The organism is Mycetocola zhadangensis, from assembly GCF_003668565.1.
Lineage (GTDB): Bacteria > Actinomycetota > Actinomycetes > Actinomycetales > Microbacteriaceae > Mycetocola_A > Mycetocola_A zhadangensis.
Genome location: NZ_RCWJ01000004.1, coordinates 40,785 through 66,490 on the forward strand (window position 1 = coordinate 40,785; position 25,706 = coordinate 66,490).

Annotated in this window: 27 protein-coding genes; 3 read left to right on the plus strand and 24 right to left on the minus strand. The window is 64.3% G+C overall.

Annotated features, from left to right (window positions below; all coding sequences use genetic code 11):
- Positions 1-256: 256 nt before the first annotated feature.
- Positions 257-622 (plus strand): DUF1844 domain-containing protein, encoded by a 366-nt coding sequence (locus D9V28_RS12950; protein ID WP_183086536.1) that lies wholly within the window; start codon positions 257-259, stop codon positions 620-622.
- A 539-nt stretch (positions 623-1,161) separates the two neighbouring features.
- Here D9V28_RS12950 and D9V28_RS16175 read toward each other — a convergent pair.
- From D9V28_RS16175 to D9V28_RS12995, 9 genes are all read right to left on the minus strand, one after another.
- Entirely contained in the window at positions 1,162-2,781 is a 1,620-nt protein-coding gene (locus tag D9V28_RS16175) for a DUF5671 domain-containing protein (protein WP_220700507.1), read from the minus strand.
- Positions 2,778-3,245, minus strand: coding sequence for an LpqB family beta-propeller domain-containing protein (locus tag D9V28_RS12960; RefSeq protein ID WP_121660184.1), 468 nt, complete (start codon positions 3,243-3,245; stop codon positions 2,778-2,780). The genes D9V28_RS16175 and D9V28_RS12960 overlap by 4 nt, the downstream gene beginning before the upstream one ends.
- A 48-nt stretch (positions 3,246-3,293) precedes the next feature.
- Complete coding sequence (locus D9V28_RS12965; protein ID WP_121660185.1) at positions 3,294-3,809, minus strand: SRPBCC family protein; 516 nt, start codon at positions 3,807-3,809, stop codon at positions 3,294-3,296.
- An 84-nt stretch (positions 3,810-3,893) separates the two neighbouring features.
- Positions 3,894-4,661, minus strand: coding sequence for an SseB family protein (locus tag D9V28_RS12970; protein ID WP_121660186.1), 768 nt, complete (start codon positions 4,659-4,661; stop codon positions 3,894-3,896).
- Positions 4,645-5,391: a bifunctional 1-(5-phosphoribosyl)-5-((5-phosphoribosylamino)methylideneamino)imidazole-4-carboxamide isomerase/phosphoribosylanthranilate isomerase PriA gene (gene priA, locus D9V28_RS12975; RefSeq protein WP_121660187.1), complete on the minus strand. Its 747-nt coding sequence runs from the start codon at positions 5,389-5,391 to the stop codon at positions 4,645-4,647. The genes D9V28_RS12970 and priA overlap by 17 nt, the downstream gene beginning before the upstream one ends.
- 57 nt (positions 5,392-5,448) lie before the next feature.
- Entirely contained in the window at positions 5,449-6,099 is a 651-nt protein-coding gene (gene hisH / locus D9V28_RS12980) for an imidazole glycerol phosphate synthase subunit HisH (RefSeq protein WP_121660188.1), read from the minus strand.
- Positions 6,096-6,704 (minus strand): imidazoleglycerol-phosphate dehydratase HisB, encoded by a 609-nt coding sequence (gene hisB, locus D9V28_RS12985; RefSeq protein ID WP_121660189.1) that lies wholly within the window; start codon positions 6,702-6,704, stop codon positions 6,096-6,098. Before hisB ends, hisH begins: the two co-directional genes overlap by 4 nt.
- Entirely contained in the window at positions 6,701-7,783 is a 1,083-nt protein-coding gene (locus D9V28_RS12990; protein WP_121660190.1) for a histidinol-phosphate transaminase, read from the minus strand. The genes hisB and D9V28_RS12990 overlap by 4 nt, the downstream gene beginning before the upstream one ends.
- Before the next feature lie 65 nt (positions 7,784-7,848).
- Positions 7,849-8,280 carry a LysM peptidoglycan-binding domain-containing protein gene (locus tag D9V28_RS12995; RefSeq protein WP_121660410.1) on the minus strand — a complete coding sequence of 144 codons (432 nt, stop codon included), beginning with the start codon at positions 8,278-8,280 and terminating at the stop codon, positions 7,849-7,851.
- Between the two features lie 276 nt (positions 8,281-8,556).
- Between D9V28_RS12995 and lexA the strand changes: the two genes are divergently transcribed.
- Complete coding sequence (lexA, locus tag D9V28_RS13000; RefSeq protein WP_121660191.1) at positions 8,557-9,318, plus strand: transcriptional repressor LexA; 762 nt, start codon at positions 8,557-8,559, stop codon at positions 9,316-9,318.
- Positions 9,319-9,435: 117 nt separating this feature from the next.
- Here lexA and hflX read toward each other — a convergent pair whose 3' ends face one another.
- On the minus strand, positions 9,436-10,986 hold the full coding sequence (hflX, locus tag D9V28_RS13005) for a GTPase HflX (RefSeq protein ID WP_121660192.1): 1,551 nt from the start codon (positions 10,984-10,986) through the stop codon (positions 9,436-9,438).
- Between the two features lie 36 nt (positions 10,987-11,022).
- On the opposite strand from hflX, the gene D9V28_RS13010 reads away from it, so the two are divergent.
- Positions 11,023-11,634: a class I SAM-dependent methyltransferase gene (locus D9V28_RS13010; protein ID WP_121660193.1), complete on the plus strand. Its 612-nt coding sequence runs from the start codon at positions 11,023-11,025 to the stop codon at positions 11,632-11,634.
- Here the strand turns inward: D9V28_RS13010 and dapF are convergent.
- The 14 genes from dapF to D9V28_RS13080 all read right to left on the minus strand — a co-directional run bounded on the left by dapF (position 11,631) and on the right by D9V28_RS13080 (position 25,657).
- Positions 11,631-12,512, minus strand: a complete 882-nt coding sequence (gene dapF / locus D9V28_RS13015; protein WP_121660194.1) for a diaminopimelate epimerase — start codon at positions 12,510-12,512, stop codon at positions 11,631-11,633. The two genes, D9V28_RS13010 and dapF, sit on opposite strands and share 4 nt — an antisense overlap.
- Before the next feature lie 35 nt (positions 12,513-12,547).
- On the minus strand, positions 12,548-13,480 hold the full coding sequence (gene miaA, locus D9V28_RS13020; protein WP_121660195.1) for a tRNA (adenosine(37)-N6)-dimethylallyltransferase MiaA: 933 nt from the start codon (positions 13,478-13,480) through the stop codon (positions 12,548-12,550).
- 5 nt (positions 13,481-13,485) lie between these two features.
- Entirely contained in the window at positions 13,486-15,093 is a 1,608-nt protein-coding gene (miaB, locus tag D9V28_RS13025) for a tRNA (N6-isopentenyl adenosine(37)-C2)-methylthiotransferase MiaB (protein WP_121660196.1), read from the minus strand.
- A gap of 82 nt (positions 15,094-15,175) precedes the next feature.
- Entirely contained in the window at positions 15,176-15,934 is a 759-nt protein-coding gene (locus D9V28_RS13030) for a regulatory protein RecX (RefSeq protein ID WP_121660197.1), read from the minus strand.
- Between the two features lie 13 nt (positions 15,935-15,947).
- On the minus strand, positions 15,948-17,030 hold the full coding sequence (gene recA, locus D9V28_RS13035) for a recombinase RecA (RefSeq protein WP_121660198.1): 1,083 nt from the start codon (positions 17,028-17,030) through the stop codon (positions 15,948-15,950).
- 243 nt (positions 17,031-17,273) lie between these two features.
- The gene (locus tag D9V28_RS13040; RefSeq protein WP_121660199.1) at positions 17,274-17,498 is read right to left on the minus strand and encodes a DUF3046 domain-containing protein; all 225 of its coding nucleotides are present in this window, start codon (positions 17,496-17,498) and stop codon (positions 17,274-17,276) included.
- Between the two features lie 103 nt (positions 17,499-17,601).
- Complete coding sequence (locus D9V28_RS13045) at positions 17,602-17,910, minus strand: helix-turn-helix domain-containing protein (RefSeq protein WP_121660200.1); 309 nt, start codon at positions 17,908-17,910, stop codon at positions 17,602-17,604.
- 185 nt (positions 17,911-18,095) lie between these two features.
- The gene (locus D9V28_RS13050) at positions 18,096-18,641 is read right to left on the minus strand and encodes a CinA family protein (protein ID WP_121660201.1); all 546 of its coding nucleotides are present in this window, start codon (positions 18,639-18,641) and stop codon (positions 18,096-18,098) included.
- Positions 18,638-19,243 (minus strand): CDP-diacylglycerol--glycerol-3-phosphate 3-phosphatidyltransferase, encoded by a 606-nt coding sequence (gene pgsA / locus D9V28_RS13055; protein WP_121660202.1) that lies wholly within the window; start codon positions 19,241-19,243, stop codon positions 18,638-18,640. Before pgsA ends, D9V28_RS13050 begins: the two co-directional genes overlap by 4 nt.
- Positions 19,244-19,246: 3 nt before the next feature.
- Positions 19,247-22,060 (minus strand): FtsK/SpoIIIE family DNA translocase, encoded by a 2,814-nt coding sequence (locus tag D9V28_RS13060; protein WP_121660203.1) that lies wholly within the window; start codon positions 22,058-22,060, stop codon positions 19,247-19,249.
- A 76-nt stretch (positions 22,061-22,136) separates the two neighbouring features.
- Positions 22,137-22,628, minus strand: a complete 492-nt coding sequence (locus tag D9V28_RS13065) for a GNAT family N-acetyltransferase (RefSeq protein ID WP_121660204.1) — start codon at positions 22,626-22,628, stop codon at positions 22,137-22,139.
- A 61-nt stretch (positions 22,629-22,689) separates the two neighbouring features.
- Positions 22,690-23,910: an ABC transporter permease gene (locus tag D9V28_RS13070; RefSeq protein WP_121660205.1), complete on the minus strand. Its 1,221-nt coding sequence runs from the start codon at positions 23,908-23,910 to the stop codon at positions 22,690-22,692.
- Positions 23,910-24,611: an ABC transporter ATP-binding protein gene (locus tag D9V28_RS13075; RefSeq protein ID WP_121660206.1), complete on the minus strand. Its 702-nt coding sequence runs from the start codon at positions 24,609-24,611 to the stop codon at positions 23,910-23,912. The genes D9V28_RS13070 and D9V28_RS13075 overlap by 1 nt, the downstream gene beginning before the upstream one ends.
- The gene (locus tag D9V28_RS13080; RefSeq protein ID WP_121660207.1) at positions 24,608-25,657 is read right to left on the minus strand and encodes an efflux RND transporter periplasmic adaptor subunit; all 1,050 of its coding nucleotides are present in this window, start codon (positions 25,655-25,657) and stop codon (positions 24,608-24,610) included. Before D9V28_RS13080 ends, D9V28_RS13075 begins: the two co-directional genes overlap by 4 nt.
- Between the last annotated feature and the right edge of the window lie 49 nt (positions 25,658-25,706).

Sequence of the window (25,706 nt, forward strand, 5' to 3'; positions counted from 1 at the left end):
AACTCAATCTCTGACTTTCAATACAGACGGATGCCTGAATCAAGCGAGAGAGGAGAAGTCACACACCACAACCACGACGGCAATAAAGCAATCGCAGCGGCTCGTACCCTGTCTACCTCAGCATGGAAACCATGCGTCTGGCGGAGTACAACAACCCGGTAACCTTAGTGAAGCGGTCAAGCGCGGGTGGGAAATTTCCTCTTTCGTACCGGAACAAAAGTCCCGGAGCCGTCTTAGAGTCTAGCAGAGGTTGGCATTGAGCACTAACGAATCCCCTTACGACAACGTTGAAGACGCCGCGGCTGACGCAACCCGCGATATCGCTGACGTCGGCGCCGTCGAAGTTATCACCACAACGGCAGTGCACCTCATGAGTGCGGCAGCCGTGAAATGTGGCCTGGCCGACGACCCGGACAGCCAGCTTGACCTCGATGAGGCCCGCAAGCTCATCAACGCCCTGGCCGGACTGATCACGGCGGGTGCGCCCGAAGTGAGCGACATGCACGCTCGCAGCCTCCGCGACGGACTTCGCTCGCTGCAGCTGGCGTTCCGTGAGGCCTCATCGATCCCCGACCCGATCGGCAAGGGTCCGGGAGAGAAATGGACGGGCCCGGTTAACTAACCGCGCCGACGCGGTCGCGGGGGCGCGTTCGTCGCTTCGTCGCTCTGTTGCGTCGTGTTCGGGGCAAGAACGCACTAAGGGACCGACGAACGAACGCCAAACCCCTGCGCCGTCACTCATCGGTCCGTTCCGTCTCCTTTACCCGGCAAAAGCCGTACTAAGGGACCGACGAACGAACGCCGCACTCGGTCCGCTCACTCATCGGTCCAATAAGTGACGCTCTCGCCGCACAAGCCGTACTAAGGGACCGACGAACGAACACCGCACTCGGTCCGCTCACTCATCGGTCCGATAAGTAACGTTCTCGCCGCACAAGCCGCACTAAGGGACCGACGAACGAACACCAAACCCCTGCGCCGTCACTCATCGGTCCGTTCCGATCCCGTACCCGGCAAAAGCCGCGCTAAGGGACCGACGAACGAAAGTCGGAGCCGGCCGGATCCGCCAGTGTGCCAGCGGCCGGGTTGGTGTCGGCCGGGGTGGTGTCGGCCGGGGTGGTGCCGGCCGGGTTGGTGTCGGCCGGGGTGGTGCCGGCCCGCTTACTCGTGGAGCGGAATCACCTCGACGCGATCGGTCGCCACAATCAGCACCCGCGCACCCGTGATGCCGTCGAGGGCACGCACCAGGTCAGCCGGGTTTGTCTCGTAGGGCGAGCTCGCCGAGCGCCACACGGTCACCGACGCTCCGGTCGCGGTCTCGATCGCGCGTACGAGCGGATCCGCGTCGGCCCCCGTGACGAGGACCACATCTCCGATCGTGCGCGCACGCTCCGGCGGGGTGTTTCGGTCAGCTTCGTCCCGGTCGCGCCGCCACACGCTGAAGTGGTAGCCGGCGACCAGGGCGGTCGCCGTGAGCAGGCCCAGAGGTGCGCGGATCCGGTCGACGAGTCCCTCGCTCCCGCCGAGGAAGAACTCGAACAGCCGGAATCCGATCACGAGCAGGGTGATCAGGGCAACAACGGCACTGATCCCGAAAATGGCGATCAGGTAGATGCGGCGTCCAGCGAACTGGCGCGAAGCATCCGTCACCGTTAGTGGACGCCAGGCGAACCACCACACCGGTGCTCCGACCAGCAGAGCGCTCAACCCGCCGAGGAGAAGTGTGCGTGTGTCGTCGCCGGCAAGCGGGGTGGGGATGATGCCGAGGGTGGCATTCACGATGACGCCGATGCCTGAGGCTGCTCCCGCGAGAGCGACACCGCTTGTGGCAAGCACGCCGGCCTCTCGGGTCGCTGGTGAGCGTTGCTCGGCTGTTGCGTGGGAGTAGATCCAGATGCCGCAGCCGACCAACGTTGCCGCGAGCGCGGCCGGCATTGGGGAGAGCAGAACGGGCACAGGGTCGGTTCGGTCGAATCCGAGTCGCAGCAGAACGAAGAGGGAAGTTCCGATGCCGGCGAGGGTCACGATGCTCGCACCGAGGATGCCGAGCACAACGAGGGCGACGTTTGAGAGCGCCGTCGTGCTGAGGCGTGCGCCCGCGCGATACCAGTGCCATGCCCAGATCGCCGCACCGCCGATGGCCCAGAGCAGCGACTGCAGGGCACCGATCCCCCATGACGATTCGACCAGCACTTCAACATCGAGACTGTCTAGCCCGGCGTCGAACACCGACGCGAGTGTGCGCCAGGCGGATCCGGCACCGAGGATCAGACCGAAGCTCGCACCCAGCACTGCGGGCACAACGGTGAGGCGGCCCGGCGCTGTCAGCGGGTTCCGCCAGATCAGGCAGTGCCAGGCCCACACGGCGGCCCACACGAGTGCCGTTGCGAGGCCGGGGCCGTCCCAGTCCCCCTCGATCAGACCGGCAAGCACACCGAGAAGCGCGGTGCTGAACACGATCAGTGACAGGGTGAGCACTGCTGAGAGGTACAAACCCCACGCCAGCGAGTTACGCTCGGCAGGGTCGGAGAGCCGGCGCCACACAGTCCACCACAGAGCGGCGGCGAACGGCACACCGATCAGGGTGAAGGTCAAAAACTGGGCCGTACTCGAGGTACGTGTGCCGGCCAGCACCGTCTCGACGTCGAGCAGAAGCCCCAGGAGCCCGGCCAGGCCGCTCGCAGCGATGCAGACGAGCACGGCCAGCAACGTGTAGACAACGAGCCGCCGCACGATTGAACCCGCAGGCGAAGGCTTCGCCTGTGAGAAGGTCCCGCTCATCCTGAGAACCCGTCATTGCGGCAGAACGCCAACTCCCACGGCGCGGTCTCGATGCGCCAGTCGCTTCCTACCTTCGTCAGCGAGAACCGTTCCTCGTATTCGTATCCGGAGCCCCCGAAAAGTTCCCCGTTGGAGCCTCGACTGAGCGAAACTGTCACATCGGCCGAACCGCCATCATCACCGTTTTCCGTCGAAACCAGTGAGACCCGCAGGTTTTCGGTTTCGGTGACAGCGATCAGCCCACAATCCGATTGAGCTTCGGCCGCGAGATATCTCAGCGCAGCGTCCTCGTCGCCGTCGAGCACCGCAGCCGAGTACCGCTGCACAACACCCTCCGGCGTCGACTCATCGAGCAGCTCCAGCTCCCCCCGGGTGAACACGACAATCAGTGACACGATCACGAGCACACCGACAAGAATGGCCAGCACACCAAGACCGCGGCGTGCGGCGGGTTGGGACGTCATCAGGTCAGTATGGCGCACCAGCTGATTTTGAGAACGGATGCCACGACGTCACTCGGTGAGCACGCGATTCGCCTGCTTCGTGTAGTAGACCACCTGCGAGGGGTAATAGTCATCGAACTCGGGCCGCTCGGTTCCGGTTCGTGCCGCAACGAGCATGTCGAGGTAATACTCCCACCCTGGCCCGATCGATTCCGCTGCCGCCGGGTCATCGAGCCGGTGCACGAAGGTCAGCTCGGTTTCCCCATCCTGCTCGGCCAGGGTGACCTCGAGATCCCAGCCGCTGATGTCCTCCGAGACGGTCACGGAGACACTGATCCGGTGAGGCGCGTCGCACTCGTCGATCCGCACCGCACTCCAGGAGTCGCCCTCTTCGAACGCCATCTGCAGTTCGACAGTGTTGCCGACACCTGGCGTTCCCCGCCACGGCCCAAGCCACTCGGCCGTTTGTGCCGGATCGGTGAGGCTTGCCCAAACCTCCGCCGCTGGAGCGTCGAAGCGACGGGTCAGCGTGAGCTCGAATGTGAGGTCACGACCTTGACTGATGTGCCCAGTGGGTTCTGGCATGGCGTCCCTTCGTTTCCCCCATGCCACCATCCTCGCCACCGCAAGGTCAACCCTCGACGGTAAATCCCAGCCGCGTCACAGGGGTCAGCCCGACGCCTCAAGGCGAACGGCGAGTGAGTCCACCATCGTAGCGATGGCGTCGCTCGCCGCCCACCGCTGTGCGAGTCGGGCCAGAACCGTGTCCAACTCGGACCGGGTCAGACCGTCAACGAGCTCGAGGTGGGCGACCAGTTCGGGTCCGGCGAGCCGAGCCCGCGGATCCCCTGGAGCCAGCCGCACATCGAGTACGGCGAGTTCCGACCGCGCACTGGTGAGAAAAGCGTCAAGCACGTCCGGGTTGGCGTACGCCGGCAGCCACGGCAGCGACTGCGCAACTGCCCACAACGCCGGTCGACGAAGAGCAAACTCGGTATCGCTCGTCGGGTCGAGGACAACCAACTCGGTCTGTTCGCTCGCGGCTGCGAGGGCAACGCGGATGCCATCGGCTGGCACTGGTCGCGCTCCGGAGTTCCAGGACTGCATGGCTGTGACCGACGAGAAGACCGGCAGAACGTTTCGTCCGTCAGGCCCAGCGACGGTGACGATCGACAGTTCCTGCGTCTTGTCCACCGTCTGTCCCTGTGCATTGACACCGACGTCACCGGCGTGAGCGACGAGCGGGATCAGCAGTCTCGATGTGCGGAACGCGTCGACAACATCCTGCTCGCCAGCGGTCCCAGCGGCGAAACGGCTGAGCGCCCCGATCAGTGCGGGGGGCGCCGAGCCGTCGTCGCCTGAAAAGGCATTGCTGTCGAACTGGCGCCCCTTCCAGGGCTGGCCTGCCGAGTCTGCCGAATTAGTCGGATGCGACATCCAGCGCCTCAGCCAGGGTGAATGCTCCGGCGTAGAGGGCCTTGCCGACGATCGTGCCCTCAAGGCCGAGAGGCACGAGTTCGCGCAGGGCAACCAGGTCGTCGAGGCTGGAGATTCCGCCGGAGGCGATGACCGGGCGGTTCGTCCGCTCCATCACCTGGCGAAGCAGGTCGATGTTCGGTCCCTGGAGCGTGCCGTCCTTGGTGACGTCTGTCACGACATAACGAGCACAACCCGCCTGCTCGAGCCGGTCGATGACGGTCCAGAGGTCTCCACCGTCGCGGGTCCACCCGCGTGCGGCGAGTGTCGTGCCCCGAACGTCAAGTCCGACCGCGACGGCCTCGCCGTACTGGCCGATCACGTTCGCAGCCCACTCGGGGTTCTCAAGGGCGGCGGTTCCCAGGTTGATCCGCTTGGCACCGGTCGCCAGTGCCGCTTCGAGCGAGGCATCGTCGCGAATTCCGCCGGACAGTTCGACGTTCACTCCGCGAACCTGCTTGATCACCTTGCGGATCACACCGGCGTTGCTTCCGCGCCCGAATGCGGCGTCGAGGTCAACGAGGTGGATCCACTCGGCGCCCTGGCTCGCCCAGTCGGCTGCCGCATCGACGGGGTCGCCGTAGTTAGTTTCCGTGCCGGCCTCACCCTGGGTCAGTCGGACGGCCTTACCGTCTGCGACGTCAACTGCCGGAAGCAGCACAAGTTTCGGCGTCGTGTTGAACTCACTCATGAAATTGTCCTTGATAGTTGGTTCGGCACAGGCGTGCCGGGGAATGTACGCGAAACGTTAGTCCGATGTCAACGAGCTGACCCAGTTGGTCAGCAGTCGAATACCGGCCTCTCCCGATTTCTCGGGGTGGAACTGCGTCGCGCTCAACGGTCCGTTCTCCACGGCAGCCAGAAAGCGCGTGCCGTGCTTGGCCCAGGTCAGCGCCGGCTCGTGGAACGGGGGTGTGACGTCGAGCGTCCACTCCTGGGCGGCGTAGGAGTGAACAAAGTAGAAACGTTCGTCGCGGATGCCACGGAAGAGAACCGAGTCTTCCGGTGCGTCGACGGTGTTCCAGCCGATGTGCGGGAGGATCGGCGAGTCGAGTTCGGTGACGACCCCTGGCCATTCGCCAAGTCCTTCGGTGTCGATGCCGCGCTCGACACCGCGCTCGAACAACACCTGCATACCAACGCAGATGCCGAGGACTTTGCGACCCCCGGCGAGGCGCCTGTCAATAACTTCTGCTCCGCGCGACGCGGCAAGCTGATCCATCACCGCGCTGAACGCTCCGACGCCTGGCACGAGGAGCCCGTCGGCGTCGAGGGCCTTCTGCCGGTTGCCGGTCAACTCGACGTTCGCCCCGGCCGCCTCGAGAGCTTTGACAGCGGAGTGGACATTGCCGCTCCCGTAGTCGAGGACGACAACCTGAGGGCGAGAGGAACCGCTCACAGTGCACCCTTGGTCGAGGGAATCCCACTCACGAGCGCGTCGAAGGCCTTCGCCTGGCGGAACGCGCGGGCGAATGCCTTGAACTCGGCTTCGGCGATGTGGTGAGGGTCGCGGCCGCCGAGCACGGAGACGTGCACCGTGAGTGCGGCGTTGAACGCGATAGCTTCGAAGACGTGGCGAACCATCGATCCGGTGAAGTGGCCGCCGATGAGGTGGAATTCGAAGCCGGCTGGCTCACCCGTGTGCACGAGGTACGGCCGACCCGAGATGTCAACGACCGCCTGCACGAGCGCTTCGTCCAACGGAACCAGGGCGTCTCCGAACCGCGAGATGCCCTCCTTCGTTCCCAGGGCCTGTTTGATGGCCTGCCCGAGAGCGATACCGATGTCTTCGACCGTGTGGTGAACATCGATCTCGATGTCTCCCGTGGCGCGCACGGTGAGGTCGACGAGCGCGTGCTTGGCGAAGGCCGTCAGCAAGTGGTCGTAGAACGGCACGGTTGTGGAAATGTCGCTGACGCCGGTTCCGTCGAGGTTGAGCGTGAGGTCGATGTTCGATTCGCTCGTTGCACGCTGGATTCGGGCGGTGCGCTGCGGCTGGCTCATGCTTTCGAGCTTACTGCCGCGATGGCGTCGAGGAACGCTGTGGTCTCCGCCTCTGTGCCCGCTGACACTCGCATTTGCCCTGGCAGTCCAATGTCCCGGATGAGCACCCCGCGTTCAAGCAGCGCTTCGAAGAGTGCGTTCGGGTCGTCGACACCGCCGAACAATACGAAGTTGCTGTGGCTTCGGTATGGCCGGTAGCCCAGTGCAGCGAGTCCGACACTTATCCGGTCCCGCTGTGCCTTGATGTCGTCGACCATCGCGAGCATTTCACCGCTGTGGGCGAGCGCCGCAGTGGCGGCAGCCTGTGTCAGCGCTGACAGGTGATACGGCAACCGAACGAGTCGCAATGCGTCGGTGACCGCTGGAGCAGCCGCGAGGTAGCCGACGCGAACCCCCGCGAACGCGAATGCCTTACTCATGGTGCGAGAGACCAGCAGCCGGTCGCGCCCCTCGAGAAGCGTCAGAGCGCTCGGGGTGCCGCTCGGGGCGAATTCGAAATACGCCTCGTCTACAACGATGATGCCGTCGGTGGCGTCATAGACAGCTTCGATCGTCTCGAGCGAAAGCGGCGTCCCCGTCGGGTTGTTGGGTGAACACAGGAACACGATGTCCGGGTGCTCGCGGCGCACGGCGGCTGCAGCGGTTTCCGGTGAGATCTCGTAGTCGGCATCACGTTCGGCGCCAATCCAGCGGGTCCCCGTTCCCGAGGCCAGCAGGGGGTACATCGAGTAGGTCGGGGTGAACCCCAAGAGTGATCGCCCCGGTCCGCCGAAGGCCTGAAGCACCTGCTGCAGGACCTCGTTCGAACCGTTGGCCGCCCAAATGTGATCTGCGGTGAGACCGTGTCCGAGGTAGCCGGCGAGGCTCTGACGCAGGTCCGTGAATTCCCGGTCCGGGTATCGGTTGGCCTGCAGAACAGCATGCGCAAGCGAAGTGACGATGTCCCTCGCGACGTCTTCGGGAATCGGGTGGGTGTTCTCGTTGACATTGAGAGCGACGGGCACCACCTTCTGGGGCGCACCGTACGGAGACTTACCGCGAAGATCGTCGCGGATGGGCAGGGCATCGAGAGAACTCACTCGCCAAGTTTACCCGCAGGAGGCAGCGGAGCCGCTTGCGTTACGGGGCAGCGAAACCGCCGACGTTACGAGGCGGTGTAGCGCTCCGGAAGCGCGATGCGCTGCCCGGGAACAACTGTGGACGTCTCCAGCTGGTTGAGCGACATGACGTCGGCGATCACATCGCGAGGGTCAGCCTCGGGTGCGATGCTGCCTGCGATTGTCCAGAGCGAGTCGCCGTACTCGACGGTGACATAGTCGAACGTAGCTGAGCTTGAACTCGACGACGCGATCGCGGAGCCGCCACCGAGGCCGAACCAGGCCGCTACCGCGATGAGCGGCGCTGCGGCGAGCGTGGTGAACACGACGCGTCCGCGGCGGGTGAGGCGGATCCGCCCGGAAGGACGAGCGCTCGATGGGTGTGCTGCAGCTGCGGCGTCCACTACGGTCGGCCGAAGCGCCGCCGGCGCTCCTGAACGGACGTTGGGACGGATGGGGGTGATAACTGCGGTGCTCATGGCGCCTCCTGCTGATGCTGTGAACTGCTCTGCGGCGATTCGAAGTATTCGCATCCGACCCTCGGCCGGGAGGGCCGGATGCGAACCTGTATTCCGAATCTATATTCGATTGTTCGAACTTTCAAGCTGTTGTTCGTACTTTTTCGAAAAGTTTTTCCAACACACTCGAACAAATCTTTGCCGTGGGGCGTGTTACGGATAGAGTTTCGATTACTGGTTGAGACTCAACCACTGACCACTGACATTGGCCGGGGCTGCCCGCCAGACGGGAGTGACATGACGCAAGGCAACGCGAATATCACGGCAGAGACCACGACCGAGTCCACCCTCGACGCTCCGGCCGCTTCGCCGGCACGGAAGGGCAAGCGCGTGCTGGCAGAGAAGCCAACAACGCGCCGCCGCAAGAGCCTCAGCGAGAAGCAGTTGGCCATCATGGACGTCATCCAGCGCTCGGTGCAGAGCCGTGGATATCCGCCGAGCATGCGCGAGATCGGCGATGCGGTCGGCCTGGCTTCACTCTCGAGCGTCACCCACCAGCTGAACCAGTTGGAGCTCAGCGGTTACCTCAGGCGCGACCCGAACCGCCCGCGCGCACTCGAGATTCTGATCGACCTGCCGGCTCCGTCGAACGTTGTCGACTTCGAAAACGCCACACCGGTCGGCGACGCCGCCATGGTGCCGCTCGTTGGGCGGATCGCCGCCGGTGTTCCGATCACGGCAGACCAGCAGGTCGAAGAAGTGTTCCCGCTCCCCCGGCAGCTCGTCGGAAAGGGCGAACTGTTCATGCTCAAGGTGTCTGGCGAGTCGATGATCGACGCCGCCATCTGCGATGGTGACTGGGTGGTCGTTCGCCAGCAGCCGACAGCCGAAAACGGCGACATCGTTGCTGCGATGCTCGACGGTGAGGCGACAGTGAAGGTCTTCCGCCAGCGCGACGGCCACACCTGGCTGCTTCCGCGCAACACCAACTTCGAACCGATCCTCGGCGACGAGGCCGACGTACTCGGAAAGATCGTTGCGGTGCTGCGCGCTGTCTAGCAACCACGTTATTAACGAACGGATGCTCTCGGTACAGTACCGAGAGCATCCGTTCGTTAAGTGACGGAGTCAAAAAGCGCCAATCGAGCGCTTTCCGGGGGAATCGCTCCTGCTGAACTACTCCGCGACCGCGAACTCGGTCACCTGGGCGGCGAGCTCTTCCGAGGCGAGGGCGCGCACACGGGTGCCCTCTTCTTCGTAGTCGAGGTGTTCGACCTTGCCCCGGCGGTGGAGCATCGAGATGACGTCTCCCCTGTCGTAAGGAACGAGGAGGTGGAGCGGCACCGTCGGGCTCGGCAGCAGCTCTGCGATGCGAACGAGAATCTCATCGATTCCCTCACCGGTGCGTGCCGAAGCGAAGATGGCTCGTGGCTCGAGGCCGCGAAGGACCAGGCGGTCGTCTTCGCTGACCAGGTCGCTCTTGTTGAACACGACGATCTCGGGGATGTCACGAGCTCCGACGTCTCCGATCACATCACGGACCGTTGTGATCTGCGACGACGGGTCGGGGTGCGATGCGTCGACAACGTGGACGATGACGTCAGACTCGGCGACCTCCTCCAGTGTCGAGCGGAACGCCTCCACCAGCTGGTGCGGAAGGTTTCGAACGAACCCGACGGTGTCTGAGAGCGTGTACAGCCGACCGTCTTCGGTCTGGGTCTTCCGAACCGTGGCGTCAAGGGTCGCGAACAGGGCGTTCTCCACCAGCACGCCGGCCTTGGTGATCCGGTTCAGCAGGCTGGACTTGCCAGCGTTGGTGTACCCCGCGATCGCCACGGAGGGCACCTCGAAGCGGTTGCGGTTCGCCCGCTTCGCCTCGCGTGCCGGACCGAATCCCTTGATCTGCTTGCGCAGTTTCGCCATCCGGGTGTGAATGCGACGGCGGTCAAGTTCGATCTTCGTCTCACCAGGTCCACGCGAGCCCATTCCGGCTCCCGCTCCACCGACCTGTCCACCGGCCTGGCGGGACATCGACTCACCCCAACCGCGGAGGCGGGGAAGGAGGTATTCCAGCTGAGCCAGCTCGACCTGGGCTTTGCCTTCTCGGCTTTTGGCGTGCTGACTGAAGATATCGAGGATGACGGCGGTGCGGTCAATGACCTTGACCTTCACGACGTCCTCCAGCGCGCGCCTCTGGCTTGGAGCGAGTTCGGTATCTGCGATGACGGTGTCTGCTCCGAGCGAGGCAACGATGCCGCGCAGCTCTTCCGCCTTGCCCTTGCCCAGGTACGTGCTCGGGTCGGGGTTCGGGCGTCGCTGCAGCATTCCGTCGAGCACAACGGCGCCGGCGGTCTCGGCAAGCGCCGCAAGCTCTCGGATCGAGTTCTCTGCGTCCTCTTGGGAGCCCTGTGGGTACACACCGATGAGAACAACGTTCTCAATGCGCAGCTGCCGGTACTCGACCTCCGTGACGTCTTCAAGCTCGGTGGACAGGTTCGCCACCCGGCGAAGCGCCTGGCGGTCCTCGCGATCCTGCTGTTCGCCGTCGAATCCGTCTCGTTCCGATTCTCCGGTCGTCGAAGCGTCCTGCAGCGCAGAAGCCTGGCCCGATCCGAACAGTGAGTATCCGGTGGCGCGTGACTCAGCGTTTCGCAGCACCCGCGAAACGGCGTCGTCTTCGAGTGGCGTCTCGGCGTTCTCTGGGGTGGATTCCGTGGACTTGGTCATCAGTTAAGCGTATCTGCTTTGCGGTAACGTTCCCCTATGGCCAGCGATCATTATTTTACGGGCGTGCCCGGAACAGAACTCAAGCTCCGCACCGTCTCCGTTCGGCTCTCAGGCCAGGATTACGAACTCACCACGGCGAACGGAATCTTCAGTCCCGACCGCATCGACCCAGGCACGGCAGTGCTCCTGGCGAACACCCCCGAGCCACCTGCGGAAGGCAACTTCCTCGATCTCGGCTGCGGCTGGGGGCCGATCTCCCTCACCCTGGCGCTCGAGGCGCCCAACGCACACATCTGGGCCGTCGACGTCAACCAGCGGGCGCTCGACCTGCTGAAGGGCAACGCCGAGAAGCTGGGCCTCACCAACATCACGGCCGTGCTGCCTGACGGGGTGCCAGACGACATTCGTTTCCGGACGATCTGGTCCAACCCGCCGATCCGCGTCGGCAAGGCCGAGCTGCATGCCATGCTCGAGCGCTGGCTGCCGCGCCTCGAGCCCGGATCCGACGCCTGGCTTGTCGTGCAGCGCAACCTCGGCTCCGACAGCCTGCACCGGTGGCTGCAGGAGACGTTTGACGATTTCGACGTCACCAAGGAAACGATCAGCAAGGGTTACCGCGTCATGCGGGCTCTCCGGGCAGGGAACTAACCCAGCTCGAGGGTTCCCGTGTAGACGAGCTCTGCCGGGCCGGACAGCCCAACGTGCTCGCCGTCCTGCGTCGCGAACATTCGCACCCCGAGGGTTCCGCCAGGCACGTCGACTCGCCAGGCGTTCGGCGCAGCGGCTCCCGCCCAGTGCCGTGTTGCCAGCGCCGCAGCGACCACACCGGTTCCGCAGGAGAGCGTCTCGCCACTTCCACGCTCGTGAACGCGCATCCGGATGCGCGCAACACCGTCCTTCACCAGTGGGTCCTGGGGAACCACGAATTCGACGTTTGCTCCGTCGAGTGGCTCGGGTTCGATCAGCGGAATGTAGTTCAGGTCGGCAGACTCAAGCTCCGCCTCGTCGGCGAGGGCAACAACAACGTGCGGGTTGCCGACGTTGATACCGAGGCCGGGTCTTGCGACCTTGAGCTCCTTCGCGCGCACAAGTGGCTCTCCGCCGTCGAGGGTCCAGCGCCCAAGATCGACCTGAAAACCGTTGGTTGCGCGCTGCACGTCCCTCACACCCGCGCGGGTGCCGATCGCAAGCGTTTCTCCGCTTTCCAGTTCCACGAGACCCTGCTCAAGGAGGTAACGCACGTACACACGAATGCCGTTTCCGCACATCTCAGCGATCGAGCCGTCGGCGTTGTGGTAGTCCATGAACCACTCAGCGGACTCGTCTTCGGCGAGAGCAGCAGCTCCCTCGTCGATGCTCGCTGAGCGAATCGCCCGAATGACCCCGTCGGCTCCGACGCCGAAATGACGGTCGCAGATCGCCGCGATTTGTGAGGCAGTCAGCGGGTAGTTCCCGTCCGGGTCCGTGTAGAGCACAAAATCGTTGCCGGTGCCGTGACCCTTGGTGAACTGCAGTGTGAATCCCATCGCCCCAGTCTAGGGTTTGGCGGCCGGTCGTCCGGCTAGCCCAAATTCCCGAGAACGGATGCCACGGCGCGGCTGACAAGATCCGGAGCGTCGTATTCCAACCAGGCAATGTCTGCATATCGCTTGAACCAGCTGACCTGGCGCCGTGCGTATCTCCGCGTCAGCGCCTGGGTCTCCTCGATGGCCTCGGCCTGGCTCGCCGTACCGGTGAGCTGCTTCACGGCCTGCGCATAACCGATCGCCCTCGAGGCCGTGACGCCACGGTCAAGGCCGACCCCGAGCAGGGCATGCACTTCGTCGAGCAGACCCGCGTCCCACATGCCGTGCACCCGTTGGTCGAGCCTGGCCGTCAACTCGGGCCGCGGTGCGGTGAGGCCGACGATACTCGTCGTCCGCCAGTACACGGGCTCCTCGGGAAGCATGCCAGCCACAGGCGAGCCGGTGAGCTCGGCTACCTCGAGTGCACGGACAATCCGGCGGCCGTTGTGCGGCCCGATCCGGGCGGCCACCCCAGCGTCGAGGGCGGCAAGCCTCTGGTACAGCGTCCCTGGGCCGAGCGCCGCGAGTTCGTCCTCGAGCCGCGCGCGGATACCCGCGTCTGAGCCGGGGAACTGAAAGTCGTAGAGCACGCTCGACACGTACAGGCCCGACCCGCCAACGAGGATCGGGAACTTGCCGCGATCCAGGATGTCGGTGATCGCATCCCGAGCCAGCGGCTGGTACCGCGCGACCGTGGCTTCCTCGTCGACGTCGAGGACGTCGAGAAGGTGGTGTGGCACTCCCCTGCGTTCAGTGACCGGCAGTTTTGCCGTGCCGATGTCCATCCCTCGGTACAGCTGCATGGCATCCGCGTTGACGATCTCCGCGTCGGCTCCTCCGAACCTGAGTGCCTCAGCAAGATTGAGGGACAGCTCGGACTTGCCCGTTCCCGTTGGCCCTACGACAGCAATCAGCTGCGGGGCGCCGATGGTGCTCAGCGTTCGTCGTCCAGAGCGTCATAGATCGGCGTCATCCCGCCCTGAACGGCAGCGGGCGGTCCAACCCGGAGACTGGGCAAGCCCAGCGAGACCCGACCTGGTGTGCTCGATGAGGCGCCAGGGGCTGGCACCCCGCACGACTCGGCCTGGGCGCGGTCCCATGCGTCGCCGGCCCGTGTGCGGCGCACCTGAAGCAGGCTGCCGTCAGGAGCGTCGGCCAGGAGGTAAAACGGTGCGGCCTGGGTCACCGTTGCAGTGACGATGTCGCCAGGGCGAGGGATCGGCGAGCCTTCGGGAACGTCGAAGTGGACCAGACGTGAGTCTTCTGCGCGGCCGGACATCCGGTGGCTTGCCGTGTCCTTTCGGCCCTCACCGACGGCAACGAGAATGTCGATCTCCCGACCGACAACCTTCTGGTTCTCCTCGAGCGAGATCCGGTCCTGCAGGGCGGTCAGGCGCTCGAAGCGTTCCTGAACAACGGCCTTCGGCACCTGGTCCGGCATGGTCGCCGCCGGGGTGCCCTCACGGATCGAATACTGGAAGGTGAACGCTGTGGCGAAACGGGACGCCTCGACAACCCGCATCGTCTCGAGGAAGTCCTCCTCGGTTTCGCCGGGGAAACCCACGATGATGTCCGTTGAGATCGCGGCGTGCGGCATGCGCTCACGCACCCGGTCGAGGATGCCCAGGAACTTTTCGCTGCGGTACGAGCGGCGCATCGCCTTGAGGATGCGGTCGGATCCTGACTGCAACGGCATGTGCAGCTGCGGCATGACATTGGGCGTCTCTGCCATGGCGTCGATGACGTCGTCGGTGAAGGCCGCCGGGTGTGGGCTCGTGAACCGGACGCGCTCGAGCCCGTCGATGGCTCCGGCCGCGCGCAGAAGTTTGCTGAACGCCTGCCGGTCGCCGAACTCGACACCGTAGGAGTTCACGTTTTGGCCGAGCAAGGTGACCTCGATGGCCCCGTCGTCGATGAGAGTCTGGATTTCGGCGAGGATCTCCCCCGGCCGACGGTCCTTCTCCTTGCCGCGCAGGGCGGGCACGATGCAAAACGTGCAGGTGTTATTGCACCCGACGGAGATTGACACCCAGCCGCTGTAACTTGATTCGCGCTTCGTCGGGAGGGTGGATGGGAAGGTCTCGAGCGACTCGAGAATCTCGATCTGGGCTGCGTCGTTGTGGCGCGCCCGCTCGAGCAGGCTGGGCAGCGCACCCATGTTGTGGGTGCCGAACACGACGTCGACCCAGGGCGCCTTCTCGAGAATGACGTTTTTGTCTTTCTGGGCGAGACAGCCGCCGACAGCGATCTGCATGCCCTCGTGGCGTCGCTTGACACTCGCGAGGTAACCAAGGTTGCCGTACAGCTTATTGTCTGCGTTCTCACGAACAGCGCAGGTGTTGATGACAACGACGTCGGCTTCGGTTCCGCTGGCCGCCGGGACGTATCCGGCCGCGTCGAGTGAACCACTCAGCCGCTCGGAGTCGTGGACGTTCATCTGGCACCCGAAAGTGCGTACTTCATAGGTGCGCGTACGCCCGGACGCGTCAACCGCTGCGGTCGATGGCGTGATGACGGTTGGCGTTTCAAGCAGGGTACTCATGATCGTCCCAGTCTACGTTTGCTTCCGCGCCAGCGCTGGTCATCCGGGGCAGCGTGAACGCCACCCCGGACGCCGACCCGGTTCAGCGGAAGCGCACCGTCGAGGACGGCGACGAGGAGCGACCGATGAGCACTGGCGCGATCGCTTCGCGGACGATGTGCCCTGGGTATCCCCGCCGTGCCAGGAACCCGGTGAGCCTGCGTTCGAGCGTTTGTTTGTCGAGCCCCGACATTTGAGACGCCCGTTTGCGCGCGAGTTCGGTCGCTACGCCGAGCTCGTCTTCCTGTTCGATGTCGTCAAGTACTTCGTTGATGATGTCGCGGTCGATCGACCGCCCGGACATCGCGCGGGCCACGACGGCCTTGCTCTGGCCCTTGCGCTCAGACAAGGAGTGTTTGAGCTGCTCGGCCAGGGCGCGGTCGTCGACGTAGCCGAGCCCGCGCATGCGGTCGAGGATTGAGTTTGCCTGAGCGGCAGTGAGCCCCTCCTGGACCCCGAACGCCAAAACCTCGGCCTCGCTGAGAGACTTTCGAGCGAGTTTGCGTACCAGGAGCGTCTCAACGGCTTCAGGGTCAGCGATCGGTTCGTCCGGCTCGTCATTCTCATCGGGGCGGGAAACCGCCCGAAGGTGGCCGGCTGAAGTTCCCGCAGCGGGCCGCTGACGAGGCTTGCCAGCTGGCTCATCGGCTGCCTCCGATCCGAACCAGGCGTCGGGGTTCGCCCGCACCTCCGCGGTGCCGGGCTGGTGCCCGGCGCCGCGGAGGTAGGTAACCGGCGCAATCTTCTCACCGGAGTTGCCGTCGGCGCTCTTGTCGTCGCCTGGGTCGCGGAAGGAAACCACGAAGCTGCCTGGCCTAAGCGCCGCGCTTGGCGGCGAGTTGGTCAGCTGTCGACTTTGCCTTGCTTGCCGGTGCAACCGGAACCTCAGCCTCAACCTTGGCAACGCCCACTCCGAGCTTTGCCTTGATCTTCGACTCGATCTCGTTGGCGATGTCGGGGTTGGACAGCAGGAAGTTACGAGAGTTTTCCTTGCCCTGCCCCAGCTGCTCACCGTCGTAGGTGTACCAGGACCCCGACTTCTTGACGATCAGGTGTTCGACACCGAAGTCGATCAGGCTGCCCTCTCGGGAGATACCTGTGCCGTACAGAATGTCGAACTCTGCCTGCTTGAACGGCGGAGCCATCTTGTTCTTCACAACCTTCACGCGGGTGCGGTTTCCGACCGCGTCGGTTCCGTCCTTGAGCGTCTCAATGCGTCGGATGTCGAGACGAACAGAAGCGTAAAACTTGAGGGCTTTACCACCAGCGGTGGTCTCGGGGCTTCCGAAGAAGACACCGATCTTCTCACGCAGCTGGTTGATGAAGATCATCGTGGTGTTGGTCTGGCTGAGACCACCGGTGAGCTTACGCAGAGCCTGGGACATCAGTCGGGCCTGGAGGCCGACGTGGGAGTCACCCATCTCACCCTCGATCTCGGCGCGCGGCACGAGGGCCGCGACGGAGTCGATGACGATCAGGTCGATCGAGCCGGAACGGACGAGCATGTCGGCGATTTCAAGCGCCTGCTCACCGGTGTCTGGCTGGGATACAAGCAGCGCGTCAATGTCGACGCCGAGCTTTTTCGCGTATTCGGGGTCGAGCGCGTGCTCAGCGTCGATGAACGCTGCGATACCGCCAGCCTTCTGCGCATTCGCAATTGCGTGCAGGGTGAGAGTGGTCTTACCTGAGGACTCAGGTCCGTAGATCTCAACGATTCGTCCGCGAGGGAGTCCGCCGACGCCGAGCGCGACGTCGAGTGCGATCGAGCCGGTGGGGATGACGGCGACTGGAGCCCGCTCATCGCTACCGAGGCGCATGACTGAACCCTTACCAAATTGACGGTCGATCTGGGCGAGTGCAGTTTCGAGGGACTTCTCGCGGTCTGCTGGTGTTGGCATGTCTGCCTCTTTCTGTGTGCGATAGCGATGCGCCTATAGGCTGTCGGGCCGGGACTCGGCTTCAACAAGGCTGGGAGCGTGTTTCGTGAACAGTGTCGACTGTATGAGGCACCTCTGACATTGGGTCAGAGGGAGGAAAACAGTGGACTCGCTGCTACCGATGAGCTCTTGTGATGGAGCCTATCGCAAACCGAACGAGTGTTCGAGAGATATTCGACGGCGTGTCGAATGAAGATCCGGTGGTCAGCTCTGCGGCGGACGCACGCCGACGCCGTGCCAACGCTCCTCGGGCACATCGGCTTCCCTGCACAACGCGAGCCACACGGCGCGGGGCTGGACACCGGCGGCCAGTGCCTCATCCGCGGTTCGGCTGCCGAGTTCCCTGAGGACGAGATCGTGGGCGATAACACGCCCGTACGCACCACCGAACTCGGTGGTGAGGGCGAGTTTGAACTCACTGAGCTTCACGATGATTTCTCACTGTCGATGTCGGTTCGCAATCGCGAGAGGACGTTGAATGCCCCGGCCCGCTTTCGCGAGCCGGGGCATCCGGGAGATTCGAAGACCGAGGTCAGCGGACGACCAGATCCGCGTCGAGTTCGGCAACGAACTCGTCTGGGACCGTGTCTGGGATCGGGGCGATGCCCTCGATGACGGCGAGCCGATCGCCGACCTCGCGCATGATGACCGAGATCGGGGTGTCCAGCGCTTCGGCAACCGAGGCGAGGATCTCGCTTGAGGCTTCTTTCTGACCGCGTTCTACCTCGCTGAGGTAGCCGAGCGCAACGCTTGCTTTGCTTGCAACCTGACGAAGAGTCCGCCCCTTTTGCAGCCGAAAGTCGCGAAGCACGTCACCGATTTCCTGGCGTACAAGAATCATGGGACCCCTCCTTATCTGCTGGTCAGTCTCACCGCTGGTAAGCCTGTGGTTAGGCAACTTTACTACACCCATCCGTGGGAAGACCTTACTGTTGCGAACTGACTTTTTCTTGTGAATACCTAGGTTGTAACCGGCTCGTAACAGCCGGTATTCCCGCTGATATGCAGAGGTTTTCCCTGGACAGTTCAGTTGTCTGCGCGACCGCGTTCGAGGCGAGCGCTCGCTTCGGCGATCAGCGCGACAGCAGCGCGAACAGTTTCGGTTCGGATGTGCAGCCGATCGCCTGACAGCTGCAGTTCTACGGCGCGGCCTTCCGTCTCCGTGGAGAGTCCAAGGAAGACGGTCCCAGGGGGGCGACCACCTTGCGGGTCTGGCCCTGCCACGCCGGTTGTCGAGATTCCGATGTCCGCGGTGCGGCCGTTCACCCGAAGAGCGGCTCGCACCCCGGCCGCCATCTGCCGGGCAACCTCTGGGTCGACCGGCCCGCGGGAGGCCAGGAGGCCTTCGTCGACTCCAAGCTGGCTGCGCTTGAGCTCGGTCGCATATGCAACGACTCCCCCGACGACGACCGCAGACGCTCCGGCCGGTCTGATGAGTTCCGCAACCAGGAGCCCGCCTGTCAGGGATTCGGCGACGGCGACGGTCAGTCCCCGTGCGGAAAGCTCTGCGATCAGAGTCTCGGTGGCGTCAGAATCCGAGGCCGAAGAACCTCCGTCTTCGACGGACGTCATCGAGAGCGCCGGGCTTTCATTTCGGTGACGACATAATCGATGCCGCTCGCGACGGTCAGCAGAACGGCGATGGTCATGGTCACACCGTTGACCCAGAACACCCAGTCCCCAAGGAGAACGTCGAACGGAAGCAACGCGAGCGAGATCGCGATCGACTGGGCAACCGTCTTGAGCTTGCCCATCCACGCCGCTGCGACAACATGGTCGGTGGCGACGATCATCCGGTGAACCGTGATGCCGATTTCACGGACGAGGACGACGATGGTGATCCACCACGGCAGCTCGCCGAGGATCGACAGTGCGACGAGCGCTCCCCCGGTCAGTACCTTGTCCGCGATCGGATCGAGCAGCTTGCCGAGGTCGGTGATCAGGCCGTGCTTGCGCGCAATGGCACCGTCGACCCAGTCAGTCGCAATGGCCACGATGAAGAGGATCGCGGCGGCCCAGCGAAGGGCGCCGTCCTGTCCGTCGTCCGCCAGGAGCATCCAGATGAAAACCGGGGCAAGCAGAATGCGGACGACGGTGATCGCGTTTGGAAGGTTCCAATTCGATGAGCGGTTCTGCCCGGTTGATCCGCTCGATGGGGTGCCCGAATGGGCCATGAACTATTCCTTACCTGTCAGTTGCCAGGCGTCTTCGTCCGAGTCGCCGTCAACCACATCGTACCCATCGAACTGGGCCTCGACCGGGTCACCGGCGTATGGCTCACTGCTTGGCGCGGGCGGTTCGTCTTCGCCGCGGAGCTTGGCGAGGAGGCCAGGCAACTGCTCGGCGGTGACGAGAACATCTCGAGCCTTCGAGCCCTCGGAGGGCCCGACGATCTCGCGAGACTCCATCAGGTCCATGAGGCGGCCGGCCTTGGCGAAGCCAACGCGGAGTTTGCGCTGGAGCATCGATGTCGACCCGAACTGAGTGCCGACGACGAGCTCAGCGGCAGCAAGCAACAGGTCGAGGTCGTCGCCGATGTCGGCGTCGACTTCCTTCTTCTCGACCACAGCGGCGACGTCCTTGCGGTACTCCGGCCGAGCCTGCTGGGTGACGTGTTTGACGACCTTTTCGATCTCCTCCTCGGAGACCCACGCGCCCTGGACACGGATGGCTTTGTTCGTTCCCATTGGGAGGAACAGACCGTCGCCCTGGCCGATGAGCTTGTCTGCCCCCGGCTGGTCGAGGATGACTCGGGAGTCGGTCACGCTGGTCACAGCGAACGCGAGACGTGACGGCACGTTTGCCTTGATCAGGCCGGTGACAACATCGACGGACGGGCGCTGCGTGGCGAGCACGAGGTGGATTCCGGATGCGCGAGCGAGCTGGGTGATGCGCACGATCGAGTCTTCGACGTCGCGCGGGGCCACCATCATCAGGTCGGCGAGCTCATCGACGACGACGAGGAGGTACGGGTATGGCTTGAGCACCCGTTCGCTTCCGACGGGAAGCACGATCTCCTCGTTCACGACGGCCTTGTTGAAGTCGTCGATGTGCCTGTAACCGAAGCTGGCGAGGTCGTCGTACCTCATGTCCATTTCCTTCACCACCCACTGCAGCGCTTCAGCCGCTTTCTTGGGGTTGGTGATGATGGGCGTGATCAGGTGTGGAACGCCGGCGTATGAGGTGAGCTCAACGCGTTTCGGGTCGATGAGGACCATGCGCACGTCGCTGGGCTTGGCGCGCATGAGCAGGCTGGTGATCATCGAGTTGACGAAGCTTGACTTACCCGAACCCGTCGACCCGGCGACGAGAAGGTGGGGCATCTTGGCGAGGTTGGCCACGACGAAGCCACCGCCGACGTCCTTGCCGACGCCGATTGTCATCGGGTGCACGCTCTTGGTTGCGTTGGCTGAGCGGAGAACGTCACCGAGGGTGACGATCTCACGGTCGGTGTTCGGGATCTCGACTCCGATGGCGCTCTTGCCGGGGATCGGCGCCAGGATGCGCACTTCGTTGGAGGCGACGGCGTACGCGATGTTGTTGGTGAGCGCGGTGATCCGCTCGACCTTGACGCCAGGGCCGACCTCAATCTCGTACTGGGTCACTGTCGGCCCGCGGGAGAACCCGGTGACCTTGGCGTCGACCTTGAACTGCTCGAGCACGCTCGTGACAGCTGCGACGATCTCATCGTTGGCCGCTGAGCGGGTTTTGGCCGGGTCCCCTGCACCAAGCGTCGACGCGGCAGGGAGCCGGTATGGCGCCGTCGGCTGCGTCGGGCGGGCCATCCGCTGCGGGTCGTCGGTCTCATCGAGGAGGCCGAGACCTTCCATGCCAGGGAGCGCCTCGGTTGAGTTGGACGGGCCGTCATCGTGCAGGCCGGAGGTTGAGCTGGTCGCGGGAGTGACACCGGCGAGCGCCGCTTCAGCACGAGAGAGGTTGCCGATGACCTCGGTCATCGCGTCGTCTGCGTCGAGCGGGTTACCGAACATGTCGACGTTCTCGACGACAGGAGGCGGGCTTTCAATCGCCGAGTCGAACTCGCCCCTGCCCCGCTTGGGCTTGATCCCGAGAAGCTCGGTGACATCTGCCGAGTCAGAGTCGAAGGCTGGATCCTCTTCGCGCTGGCTCTTGTTGCGTCGCCACCACGGCAGCGAGTCGTCGTCTGTGCCGTCGACACCGTCGATGCCGTCGAGTTCGACCTGCTTCGTCTTCTCGACCTTGGCGAGGTCACGTTCTTCGGGAGTGGCGAGTTCTGTCCCGAACGTCCACGCGTACAACTGGCGGAATCGTTCACCGATCTTGTTCGGCGGCGTCTTGGTGATGATGAAAAGGCTCAGGAGTGCGAGCAGGCCGAGCACGATGCCCGAGCCAATCGACGTGACCACGGCCACCAGAGGCGCACCGATGATCCAGCCGACGAGACCGCCGGCTCGCGCGAGCGCTGGCATTCCCTCACTGGGGTTTGGCTGGCCTCCGAAGGTGTGGCACAGGCCGGATACGGCGACGAGCGCGATGATCAGGCCGATTCCGATGCGCCCGTTGTCGTTCACGCTCGAGGGGTGACGGAAGAGCCAGACGGCCAGCAGCACCATGATGACGGGAAGGGCGAATGCGAGCCGCCCGAAGATGCCGCCAAAGGTAAATGCTGTGAGGTTCTGGGCGACAGCGTCGTTGACGCCGAACCACTCGACGACCATGCCGATGATGGCCAGAAGGAAGATAAGGAACGGTACGCCGTCTCTGCGCTGGTCTTTCTCGAAGCGCTCGGGGCCGAACGCACGCGCGGCGCCCCCGACGAGGTGGGCGAGCCCCATCCACATCTTGACGAACGCGTTCTCCTGGGTTGCGGCGGGGTAGGCCACAGTCTTTGCCGTCGCCGTTGACGACTGTTTCGCTTGCGAGGATTTCGCCGGGGTCTTGCGTGTGCTGGGAGTTCCGGAGCGCGCCGACGTACTCCGGCCGCCGCTGGAGGATTTATTCGTCGTAGCCATGGGCTCAACGGTATCTGCCCACACCGACGTTGCCCGGTATTGACGCGGGAGTGCCCGGTTTCACCCCGGTATGCCGTCAGCTGAGGATGCGCACCATCACCATCGAGTTTTCGTTTCGACGAACCACAACGAATCCCTCGGCGACGTACAGCTTCGCCGCGAAATTGGCGCGGTCGACAGAGAGACTGATCCGGGTGTGCCCGTTCCGCCGCGCCTGGACGAGCACCGCGCGCAGCAGTTCTCTCCCGATCCCCTGCGCACGCCAGACACCGGCTACGCCGAGGGTCAGTTCAGGCACGCCCGGCGCCACGAACCCGAAACCCGGGCTGTGCTCGGGGAACAACCGATACCAACAGGCACCGATCGGAGTTCCGGCAGCGTCAACGGCGACCATCCCGGCGTCACCCGGTCTCTTCCATCCCTCGATGTACCGTGCCACCACCGGGTCAGCCAGGGCATCCACCCGGGCGATCGAGCGCGACGGCGCCCAGTTGAGCGCCTCGACGAGCATGTCGCCGAGGAATCGCGCGTCTGTGCGCGCCGCCTTGCGAAGCCGGGGAGTGGCCATAAACGGATGTTATGGCATCCGTGTTTCAAATAAATGACGGTTCCTCACCGCCGCTCAGCATTCAATACCGGATGGCGTCAATCACCTTGACCCGGACAGCGATGAGCGCGGGGATCAGCCCGGCCAGTGCGCCAACCAGGGTTGCCGCGACCAGGCCAAACACGGCGGCGGATACCGGGAACGGCGGAACGTCGCTGATGCCGCCGAAGCTCACCAGGTCAGACACCATCGGACTCTGGACGAGCAGAACGGCACAGATGACGCCGACGATACCCGCGACGAAGGTCGCGACGACGCTCTCCATCATCACCGCGAAGAACACCCGGCCGCTTGTCGCGCCGAAACTTCGGCGGATACCGATCTCGCGGATGCGCTGCCGAACCGTGACGAGGGCAATGTTGAGCAGGCTGAGTGCGCCGAGGAGCAGGATGATTCCGCCGATCACCAGAGTGATGACTCGGAGGATCGACGTGGGGTCGTCCATTTGTGCGCCCCAGTCGGTGCGGTCGACACTGACGGAGCCTGACGAGCCCAAGGCACTGGACAATTCGGCCTGGATGCGGCCCTGAAGGTCGCGGGCGAGGTCAGGTGGCACCCACATCTCGTACTGCGGGGACGACTGGGCAGCGCGGGCGGGGTCGACGAGCTGCTCGAAGTGGCTGGTGAGCATGTACATCGACGGGTAGGTGTCCCAGGCGCTCGTTCCGTACACACCGACGATGATCGCCTTCGCCCCGCCGAGACTGTCGATGGCCACTGACGGGTGCGAGTCGAGGGCGGGTGAGCCGAGGAGCTCCCAGAAGGCGGTGTTCACGACGATCACTGGAGCCAACCTTGAGCTGTCTCCCACCTGGAACCAGCTGCCGTCGTCCATGCGGGTCCTGTGCATTTCGGCATACGGCTGGTCGACCACCTGAAGGTTGACGTCCTGGACGCTTCCCGGGAATTGGACGCGACCCTGGTCCCAGAGAACACGGGTGGCATAGGCGATGTCGTAACGGTCGAGCACGTCGAACCATGCCTGTGTCGCCTGTGATCGCCCGGTCGCCGTCGTGTCTGGCGACTGCATGGACATCGTCAGCGTCGCGGCACGCCCGCCGGCACTGTCGGCCTGCTCGATGGTGGCCTGCTGGGCGATCGCCGACATGGCTACCGCGCCGCTGAGCGCGCACACCGCGACGGCGACTCCGACCAGCGACAGCAGCACTCTGCCCTTGTGAATGCGCACCTCCTGCCAGGCCTCCGCGCAGGCACCGACGATGCCCGCGAGGAACCCGCCCATCAGGACACCGCCACAATGTCGTCGGCGAGGGTCAGCACGCCGCGGTCGAGCCGGAAATGCCGATCACTGCGTGCGGCGATCGCCGGGTCGTGGGTGATCGTGACGAGCGCGGCATTCTCCTCACGGACGATGTCGTCGAGAAGGGTCATGACGCTCTGCCCGGTTTCGACGTCGAGCGCTCCCGTTGGTTCGTCGGCGAGGATGAGTTTGGGCTGCCGGACGAGGGCGCGCGCGATCGCAACGCGCTGCTGTTCTCCGCCGGAGAGGCTGCCGGGCAGGGCGGTGAGCCGGTGCCCGAGCCCGACCCGGTCCAGCATGTCTGCGGCAATCCGCTCGCGGCCCCAGAACCTCGGTCCCCTCGCGTAGAGCAGCGGCATGGTGACGTTCTCGAGGGCTGTTCGGCCGTCAAGCAGGTTGAACTGCTGGAAGATGAACCCGACGTTGCCACCGCGCACGCGGTCACGGCGACCGGATTTCATGTCGGGAACCGATTCACCTTCGAAACAGAGCTCGCCTGTCGTCGGGAGGTCAAGCATCCCGAGCAGGTTGAGAAGCGTGGATTTGCCTGAGCCGGAACGTCCGACAACACTGACCCGCTCCCCCGGCTCTACTCCGAGGTTCACACCATCGAGGATGGTGAGGGGGTCGGAGTCAGGGATCAGGACGGTCCGCGTGACATCCGACAGTTCGATGAGGCTCAACCGACGACGCTCTCATCGCAGAACACTGTGCCGTCTGGCTGTTCGATACAGTTGCCCTGCGCTGGGTCGGTGGCGTCGACGACCGGCACAAATTCGAGCACGGAGTCGCCTTCGGCGATACCGTCGGTGATTTGCACCACTGTGCCGTCGTTGAGCCCGAGCGTCACAGCGCGTTCCTCGCTCGTGCCGTCTTTTCCGACGACCCAGACGGTGCCCGATACAGCGTTGCCTTTCACCGCTGTCACGGGAAGGGTCATGGCGTTCTCGACGCTGCCGCCGGCGAGTGTGAGTTTCGCGGTGAGTCCGGCGAACACTCGGACGTCGGCCGGGACGGCGCAGCGCACGGTTGCGCCCGAGGCGCTTGGGTTTGGTGTGCCTGATGGATCCGTTGCTGGTGGTTCGGCGCCGGCGAGCGGGCTCGAGATGGTCAGGCCGGTGCAGGTGAACGCGCCAGGGCCTCCAACCACCTCGACCTGGCCTTCGGTGGGTTGTTGCACGAGTTTGAACTGATCCTCCGGGCGGATCGGGCCGGTCACGCTGAACGTCGGCGGGGCGACGGTAGCGATCACATCGCCGACCGCGACGATCTGGCCGACGAGCATGGGAACGCTTGACACCACACCGGTGACCGGGGCCGTCACAGTGGCCGTCTTGTACTTCACCTTCGGTTGCGTCATGGTGACGTTGCCATCGGCATCCGTGTTCGCGATCGGTTCCTGCGGAATCTCCTGCCGGATGGTGGCGAGGGAATCGCCGGCGTTCACGGCCTGTCCAACGGAGACAGGGACGACGCTAATCTCACCGGCCAGCGTTGCCCTGGCTGGCGACGCCGGGTCGGCGGCGACCGAACCGTCCACCACAACAGTGGTGGTAATCGCTCCGAGCGCGACCTCAGTGACCGGCTCGGTGATCGAGCCGGTCGGGACCGCGGGGTCGGCTTCAGCGGAAACGTCCGGGAAGAACGCCACCTTGACGAGCGCGATGGCTATCGCGGCGAATACTGCGATCCGCAGAATCGGAAAAATCCACTTGCGCCACACACCCATGAAGGCTCCCCCATCGTCTGAATGAGGTTGAGTCTAGGGAGCGGCGCGA

Excerpts from the sequence above, each read along its gene's own strand:
- D9V28_RS16175 (WP_220700507.1), bottom strand. The coding sequence starts at position 2,781 with ATGAGCGGGACCTTCTCACAGGCGAAGCCTTCGCCTGCGGGTTCAATC.
- D9V28_RS12960 (WP_121660184.1), bottom strand. The coding sequence starts at position 3,245 with ATGACGTCCCAACCCGCCGCACGCCGCGGTCTTGGTGTGCTGGCCATT.
- D9V28_RS12965 (WP_121660185.1), bottom strand. The coding sequence starts at position 3,809 with ATGCCAGAACCCACTGGGCACATCAGTCAAGGTCGTGACCTCACATTC.
- D9V28_RS12970 (WP_121660186.1), bottom strand. The coding sequence starts at position 4,661 with ATGTCGCATCCGACTAATTCGGCAGACTCGGCAGGCCAGCCCTGGAAG.
- priA (WP_121660187.1), bottom strand. The coding sequence starts at position 5,391 with ATGAGTGAGTTCAACACGACGCCGAAACTTGTGCTGCTTCCGGCAGTT.
- hisB (WP_121660189.1), bottom strand. The coding sequence starts at position 6,704 with ATGAGCCAGCCGCAGCGCACCGCCCGAATCCAGCGTGCAACGAGCGAA.
- D9V28_RS12995 (WP_121660410.1), bottom strand. The coding sequence starts at position 8,280 with ATGAGCACCGCAGTTATCACCCCCATCCGTCCCAACGTCCGTTCAGGA.
- lexA (WP_121660191.1), top strand. The coding sequence starts at position 8,557 with ATGACGCAAGGCAACGCGAATATCACGGCAGAGACCACGACCGAGTCC.
- hflX (WP_121660192.1), bottom strand. The coding sequence starts at position 10,986 with ATGACCAAGTCCACGGAATCCACCCCAGAGAACGCCGAGACGCCACTC.
- D9V28_RS13010 (WP_121660193.1), top strand. The coding sequence starts at position 11,023 with ATGGCCAGCGATCATTATTTTACGGGCGTGCCCGGAACAGAACTCAAG.
- dapF (WP_121660194.1), bottom strand. The coding sequence starts at position 12,512 with ATGGGATTCACACTGCAGTTCACCAAGGGTCACGGCACCGGCAACGAT.
- miaB (WP_121660196.1), bottom strand. The coding sequence starts at position 15,093 with ATGAGTACCCTGCTTGAAACGCCAACCGTCATCACGCCATCGACCGCA.
- recA (WP_121660198.1), bottom strand. The coding sequence starts at position 17,030 with ATGCCAACACCAGCAGACCGCGAGAAGTCCCTCGAAACTGCACTCGCC.
- D9V28_RS13045 (WP_121660200.1), bottom strand. The coding sequence starts at position 17,910 with ATGATTCTTGTACGCCAGGAAATCGGTGACGTGCTTCGCGACTTTCGG.
- D9V28_RS13050 (WP_121660201.1), bottom strand. The coding sequence starts at position 18,641 with ATGACGTCCGTCGAAGACGGAGGTTCTTCGGCCTCGGATTCTGACGCC.
- pgsA (WP_121660202.1), bottom strand. The coding sequence starts at position 19,243 with ATGGCCCATTCGGGCACCCCATCGAGCGGATCAACCGGGCAGAACCGC.
- D9V28_RS13060 (WP_121660203.1), bottom strand. The coding sequence starts at position 22,060 with ATGGCTACGACGAATAAATCCTCCAGCGGCGGCCGGAGTACGTCGGCG.
- D9V28_RS13065 (WP_121660204.1), bottom strand. The coding sequence starts at position 22,628 with ATGGCCACTCCCCGGCTTCGCAAGGCGGCGCGCACAGACGCGCGATTC.
- D9V28_RS13070 (WP_121660205.1), bottom strand. The coding sequence starts at position 23,910 with ATGGGCGGGTTCCTCGCGGGCATCGTCGGTGCCTGCGCGGAGGCCTGG.
- D9V28_RS13080 (WP_121660207.1), bottom strand. The coding sequence starts at position 25,657 with ATGGGTGTGTGGCGCAAGTGGATTTTTCCGATTCTGCGGATCGCAGTA.